At 49.5% G+C, this 6133-nt stretch carries 5 protein-coding genes; all 5 read right to left on the bottom strand.

Translation table 11 applies throughout. The annotated features are described in order from the left end of the window. Window positions 1-906: 906 nt before the first annotated feature. Window positions 907-1257, bottom strand: a complete 351-nt coding sequence (gene rplS / locus ACKWCC_RS10730) for a 50S ribosomal protein L19 (protein WP_413995933.1) — start codon at window positions 1255-1257, stop codon at window positions 907-909. A 129-nt stretch (window positions 1258-1386) separates the two neighbouring features. Further along, a complete protein-coding gene (gene trmD / locus ACKWCC_RS10725) occupies window positions 1387-2067 on the bottom strand; it encodes a tRNA (guanosine(37)-N1)-methyltransferase TrmD (RefSeq protein ID WP_413995932.1) in 681 nt (226 codons plus the stop codon). Between the two features lie 257 nt (window positions 2068-2324). Beyond that, the gene (locus tag ACKWCC_RS10720; protein ID WP_413995931.1) at window positions 2325-2939 is read right to left on the bottom strand and encodes a tRNA (guanine-N1)-methyltransferase; all 615 of its coding nucleotides are present in this window, start codon (window positions 2937-2939) and stop codon (window positions 2325-2327) included. A gap of 146 nt (window positions 2940-3085) precedes the next feature. Then, window positions 3086-4534, bottom strand: a complete 1449-nt coding sequence (locus ACKWCC_RS10715; protein WP_413995930.1) for a glyceraldehyde-3-phosphate dehydrogenase — start codon at window positions 4532-4534, stop codon at window positions 3086-3088. 114 nt (window positions 4535-4648) lie between these two features. After that, entirely contained in the window at window positions 4649-6040 is a 1392-nt protein-coding gene (locus ACKWCC_RS10710) for a S1C family serine protease (protein ID WP_413995929.1), read from the bottom strand. Window positions 6041-6133: the final 93 nt, after the last annotated feature.

The raw sequence follows: 6133 nt of genomic DNA, 5'->3' as shown, positions 1-6133 counted from the left end.
GACATCTCCTTTATATACCACGGATCGGTAAGACCCAGGGCGAGTGCGAATATTTCCTTGGAATTTTCCATCCCCCGAAAATAACAATTTACTAACTTACCCACTCAAAACACGATAGAGCCAAAATTATGAAGCCATTCATCAGGGGACTAGTGCATAATCTGGGTTAAAAAGGGATTGGAACGGGTCTGTCCTTCATTCTGCCAACACTACCCGCACGGGGTTGGTGCCCGGCCCATTGGAGGCCGCAAGTGCCTTGTTGTGGGGAAGCTTTGGGAAAGCTGCCCCAACTGGGGAAGGATGTTCCAAGATGGGGCCAGGGTCTTTCTTTTGATTGAGCAAGGGGTAAAACCGGACACGGGGTGGCCCGTCTTTTGAAGGGGGTTAAAAATACAAAAGCCATATCTGGATACAGATATCCAAATATGGCTTTTTTTGGGATTCACGGGTTTGGTGTTGCAATTTTATAGTTTGCAACGGCAACCATTGATTGCCTCCGTTTCCCTTGCTACGTTTAAAGCTTTCATCCCGGTTCCGAAGAAGACGGTACAATGAAAACCTCTTTTACCGTTCTGTCCCTGTTGCCATGGGCCCGGCCCTTGCAAAGCGACCCCGAACGCGCCATTAAAGCGACAGCCTTAATGTGCTTTCTTTGCGATGTGCTTCCCACACGGCATTGCAACCTGGGGAACCACAACCAAAAACGGTAACATAAAGAACGTAAACTTTACGGCCAATGGTGAGACTGCTTTCCCGCCACTAACATCTTAAAGATACAAAAAAAATCCGACATGGGAGATGGTGGGAAAACTTTAAAAATGAACATGCTATGAACAAGTGTTGTTAACAAATGTTCATAAAAAAAGGCCGGTAGTGTACCGGCCTTTTATGTCTTTGGTTGTTCCATTAGGAGCGCACTTCCTTAATTCGGGCTTTTTTGCCGGTAAGCTCGCGGAAGTAGTAAATACGGGAACGTCTCACTTTTCCTCGTTTGTTCACTTCCACCCTCTGCAGGGCCGGCATGTGCACCGGAAAGATACGTTCCACACCCACGGTGCCGGACATCTTCCTGATGGTAAAGGTTTCGGTGGCACCGGCGCCACGTCGTTGTATGACCACCCCTTTAAAAAACTGGGTACGCGTCTTTTCACCTTCCTTAATTTCGTAATACACGGTGATGGTGTCCCCGGCCGAAAATTCTGGAAATTCCTTTTTGGTCACAAACTCATCCTGTACATACTTGATCAATGATTCCATGCTTTCTTTTTGTTGGAATGATATTAAACAACGTTCACGGGTATCGTCAGAGGTTGATTTAACAGGGTGCAAAAATAGGGGTTAATTTGATACTCGCAAGCCTTTTTGCCCTATTTTTATCGGTCTGCCCTATTTTTCGGGCAGCAGGTCCGGCCTTATTTCCCGGGTGCGTTCATAGGCCTTCTGTTCCCGCCAAGCCTCTATTTTGGGGAAATTGCCGCCCAACAATATTTTGGGCACCTCCATTCCTTTGTATGTTGCCGGCCTGGTGTAAACGGGAGGGGCCAACAAGCCATCCTGGAAGCTGTCCGTAAGGGCAGAGGTTTCGTTGTTCAATACCCCCGGAATGAGTCTTACAATGGCATCGCAGAGCACGGCGGCACCCAATTCGCCACCGGAAAGTACATAGTCCCCAATGGACACCTCCTTGGTAATGAATAGGTCCCGCACCCTTTGGTCCACACCCTTGTAATGGCCGCAGAGCACTATGATGTTCTTTTTTAGGGAAAGCCCATTGGCCATGGATTGGTTCAGGGTCTCGCCGTCCGGTGTCATATAAATGATCTCATCGTAATGGCGTTCTGCCCGTAGTTTGGAAATGCATTTGTCTATGGGCTCTATCATCAACACCATTCCGGCTCCCCCGCCAAACTGGTAATCGTCCACTTGTTTGTAGTTGTTGCTGGTATATTCCCTTAGGTTGTGGAAGTGTACGGAGACAATGCCCTTGTCCACCGCCCTCTTCATAATGGAGGCCTCAAACGGACTTTTTAGCAGTTCGGGCAGCACGGTAATGATATCTATGCGCATCGGAATGGGATTCAGCCGGTTTTTTGGAGGTGCTGCCCCGGTTGGCCGCGGGCAGGGGTTCCCCTAACATTGCAAAAATAGGTCTTATTGCTTACACTTTGCCTTGGGAGGGCACCCTATCCAATGGATCTTGTAAAGTGCATTATACTTGCCCCGGTATGGTGCTACTGCGGTGGCTTCCCGACTTGGGGGCAGCGCCATGGGTTGTTTTGGGGGCTTTGTTGTTTATACGGTCATCTTCGGAAACCGGCAGGAAATTATTTTTTCTTTTGTTTGTTTAGTTCGTCCTGTAGCTGTCTGCTTATCTTTTGTTCCCGTTCCAAGGCCCGCCTTCTGTGTTCTTCGTAATCCTTCTCCACTTCCAGTAGGTTCTGCTTGGCTTCTTGGGTGAGTCTATTGCTGTCCTTGAACTTAAAGACAAAAGTGGCCAACAGCACCAACAACAGTCCGATCAATGTCCATAAAATGATGCTATAGGTTGCTTTGGAGACCTGTATGCCAAGAAAGGACATATTGTCTTTCTCCTGGGTCACTTCTTCCAATTGCGCCGAGGTGTCAAACAATTGTTTGTTCAGGGTGCTTATGGTGGCCTCGTGCTCAGCTATGGTCTTGCTCAAGGTTTCCCTCTTTTCGTCCTTTGCCCTAATGCTGTCCAGTACATTGTTTTTCAATTTCATCAGGTTGCTTTCCCTGACCACCTCATACCTCACGCCGTCTGCACGATAGTTTCCGGACCGTTTGGATATGTAATCAAACTGCGAGCTTATGGTTCCTTCGTCCAAAGAAAGTTTGGAAGGTGTCTCTTCTTGTGCAAAGGAAGAATGGGTTAGAAAAAGAGCTATACCAATGAGGATGGATTTGGAAAGGTGCATTTCTTGTTGACTTTAGGTTTTGTTACTGACTTAGGGTGTTGAAACGATGATGCACCTCCAATTTGAATTAAAAAAGGGGGCTTGTTCAAGATTTCATAAGATTATACGTAAAACTAATGCTAAAAGATGTTTTATGGGAGCTATTTTCAATAATAAGTATAACGGCGCACTTGGGCAATGTATTTTGCCAGACGGATCACCTGGTGGGCATAGCCGTATTCATTGTCGTACCAAATGTAGAGCACCACGTTTTTGCCGTTGGGCGCCACAATGGTGGCGTTACTGTCATAGATGGCCGGTGCCGTGGTGCCCTTGATGTCCGAGGACACCAATTCCTTGCTAAGGGCGTACTTGATCTGTTCCACCATATCGCCCTCCAAGGCGTATTTTTTCACTATGGTGTTGATGCCCTCCGCAGAAATCTTGTTTTTCAGTTCCAGGTTAAGAATGGCCAAGGAGCCATTGGGCACGGGAACCCTTATGGCGTTTGAGGTTAGCTTGCCCTTGAGCGAGGGAAGCGCCTTGGCCACGGCCTCTGCCGCCCCGGTCTCGGTAATGACCATGTTCAGGGCCGCCGCTCTTCCCCTTCTGTGTTTTGGGTGAATGTTGTCCACAAGGTTTTGATCGTTGGTGTAGGCATGTATGGTCTCCAAATGCCCCCGTTTTATGCCCAGGGAATCTTGCATCACCTTTAAGATCGGGGTAATGGCATTGGTGGTGCATGAGGCGGCCGAGAAGATGTTGGTCTTTTTGGGGTCATAGTTCAGGTGGTTTACCCCGTGCACAATATTGGGCACCTCCTTTCCCGGAGCTGTCAACAACACCTTGGCAATGCCCTTGGCCCTTAAGTGGCGGGACAGCTCTGCTTTGTTTCTGAACGCGCCGGTACTGTCCAACAACAAGGCATCTTGTATCCCGTGTTCTGTATAATCTACGGTCTCGGGATTTTGGGTGTGGATGATTTTCACCGTGGTCCCGTTTATGAGCAGGGCATTTTCTTCTGCACAGAAAGCAATGGTGCCCGTAAAATTGCCGTGTACGGAGTCCGTACGCATTAAACTGGCCCTTTTTTCCAGGTTGTCGGGGTCCGGTTTGCCCCGAAGCACAATGGCCCTGAGCCGCATCTGCGAGCCTTTGCCGGTCTTGGACATGATCTCCCGTGCCAGCAACCTGCCTATCCTGCCAAATCCGTACAGGACCAAATCCTTTGGTTTTGCCCTAGGGTGGCTCCCAGCGGCCTTGAGCTTGTTCACGACAAAGGCCTTGGCATTGTTAAAATTGTTGTCGTCCGAGTGGTATTCATAGGTCAGTTTCCCAATGTCCAACTTGGCAGGCGGCAAACCTAGGTCTTTTATGGCCCTTAGGATTTCTACGGAATCAAATATGGAGATGGGTTTCTGCACAAATTCCCCGGCGTACTCGTGCAGTTGTATGATGGTGCTCACCGTCTGGTCCAGTACCTGGTTTTTGAACAGTACTACCTCAATGGCCCTGTCGTACCAAAGGTCACTGGTGATTTTTATGAACTCTGTGGTGGCTTTTCTGCGGTCGGACTGAAAGGCAAGTTCCTGTTCATATGATAGCTTTCCGGACATATGGTATTGTGGAATCGGATTCGTGGCAGTGTAAAAATACAATATTCAGGGCTTCAGGGCCAAATGGCGGGGACATTTGGCCGCTTTTTTCCTGGTTCATCGTCTGCCCTGCCCTTACTGAAAGATCAACCGCTCCCTTTCGCCGTCCGCATTGAGCATGGTAATGACCGTTTTGCCATATCGTGTAATGGCGCCAAAGGCATTTCTCGCATCTTGAATGTCGGTAATCTCTTTATCGTCCACGCTGAGGATCACTTTGCCCTCAAGTCCAAAGCCGCGGTATCTTTCCGGAACCCCGGTAATGAGCACCCCGTGTTCCGTGCCAAAGCGCTCTTTGTCCTTTTCGGACAGGTTCTTTACCTCCATTCCCATCTCGGGCACTATGGTTTTTTGCCTTTTCTTGAGCACAACGGGTTTGATCAATATTTCTTGGGCCCGGTCTATGGTCACCTGTACGGTGTCTCCCGGCCTTTTGCTGCTGAGGTAGCCGGTGAGGTCCGGGTACTTCTTAATGGTGATCTTGTCCAATTGTTTAATGATGTCGCCCTCCTGTAATTCTGCCTCGAAGGCGCCGGAGTCTTCCTCAACGCCAGAGATGTACACCCCTTCAATTTCGTTGAACCCGTTTTTTATGGCATAGGGGCTGTTGGCCGGCGGTACTTGAATGCCCAACACGGCCTTTTGCACATTCCCGTATTCCAAAATGTCGTCCACCACTTTTTTGGCAATGTTGCTGGGAACGGCAAAGGAATACCCTACGTAAGATCCCGTTTGTGAGCTAATGGCGGTATTGATGCCCACCAGATCCCCGTTGGTGTTCACCAAGGCGCCTCCTGAGTTGCCCGGGTTTACCGCGGCGTCTGTTTGGATAAAGCTCTGGTTTCTTCCCAAATCCCTGGCTTTGGCACTGACAATGCCAGCGGTGACCGTAGAGGTGAGGTTAAAGGGATTGCCCACTGCCAAAACCCATTCCCCGATCTTGGTGTTGTCAGAATCGGCAAAGGCCAGATAGGGCAATTTGCCGTCCGGTTCTATCTTTATGAGCGCAATATCGCTGTTGGGGTCGGCGCCAATGAGTTCTGCTTCATAGGTGCGGTTGTTGTTCAGGGTAACCTGCAGTTGGGTGGCATTGGCAATGACATGGTTGTTGGTCACAATATGTCCGTCTTGCGAGATGATCACCCCAGAGCCTGTTCCCACCTGGGGCTTGGCACTGCCGCCAGAGCCGTAAAAGAACTCCATGAGGCTGCTGGGGCCCTTGCTCAAGGTCACGTTCTTAACGTGTACCACGGCATTTACCGTACTTTCCGCTGCCAGGGTAAAATCCACATCGTTTATACCTGCTCCCCGATAGGGGTCGCTGTTGTAATTGGTGGCAATGAGGCTGCCCCCTTGCTGCTGCTCCACCACGGCATAGGTGGTGCTGTCAAAAAAGGTCACGTAGGCCCCCAAGGTAAGGGCCCCTCCAAGAATGGCCACCAATAACAGACTTCCAAAGTTCTTCATATCCTTTTTGTGTTTATTTACGTTGGTTCCCTTGTCCTTCACGCCCCTAAAAATCCTTGCCCTAAGGGCAATGTGGTTCCAAGCGGTTTTCCC

Origin of the sequence: Maribacter aquimarinus, from assembly GCF_047345505.1 — a bacterium.
GTDB lineage: Bacteria > Bacteroidota > Bacteroidia > Flavobacteriales > Flavobacteriaceae > Maribacter.
Note: the sequence above shows the minus strand (reverse complement) of the source record. Positions and strands in the feature narration are given on the sequence as shown.

What these genes read in the sequence shown, in the direction of transcription:
- rplS (WP_413995933.1), bottom strand. Translation starts at nt 1,257, where the DNA reads ATGGAATCATTGATCAAGTATGTACAGGATGAGTTTGTGACCAAAAAG.
- trmD (WP_413995932.1), bottom strand. Translation starts at nt 2,067, where the DNA reads ATGCGCATAGATATCATTACCGTGCTGCCCGAACTGCTAAAAAGTCCG.
- ACKWCC_RS10720 (WP_413995931.1), bottom strand. Translation starts at nt 2,939, where the DNA reads ATGCACCTTTCCAAATCCATCCTCATTGGTATAGCTCTTTTTCTAACC.
- ACKWCC_RS10715 (WP_413995930.1), bottom strand. Translation starts at nt 4,534, where the DNA reads ATGTCCGGAAAGCTATCATATGAACAGGAACTTGCCTTTCAGTCCGAC.
- ACKWCC_RS10710 (WP_413995929.1), bottom strand. Translation starts at nt 6,040, where the DNA reads ATGAAGAACTTTGGAAGTCTGTTATTGGTGGCCATTCTTGGAGGGGCC.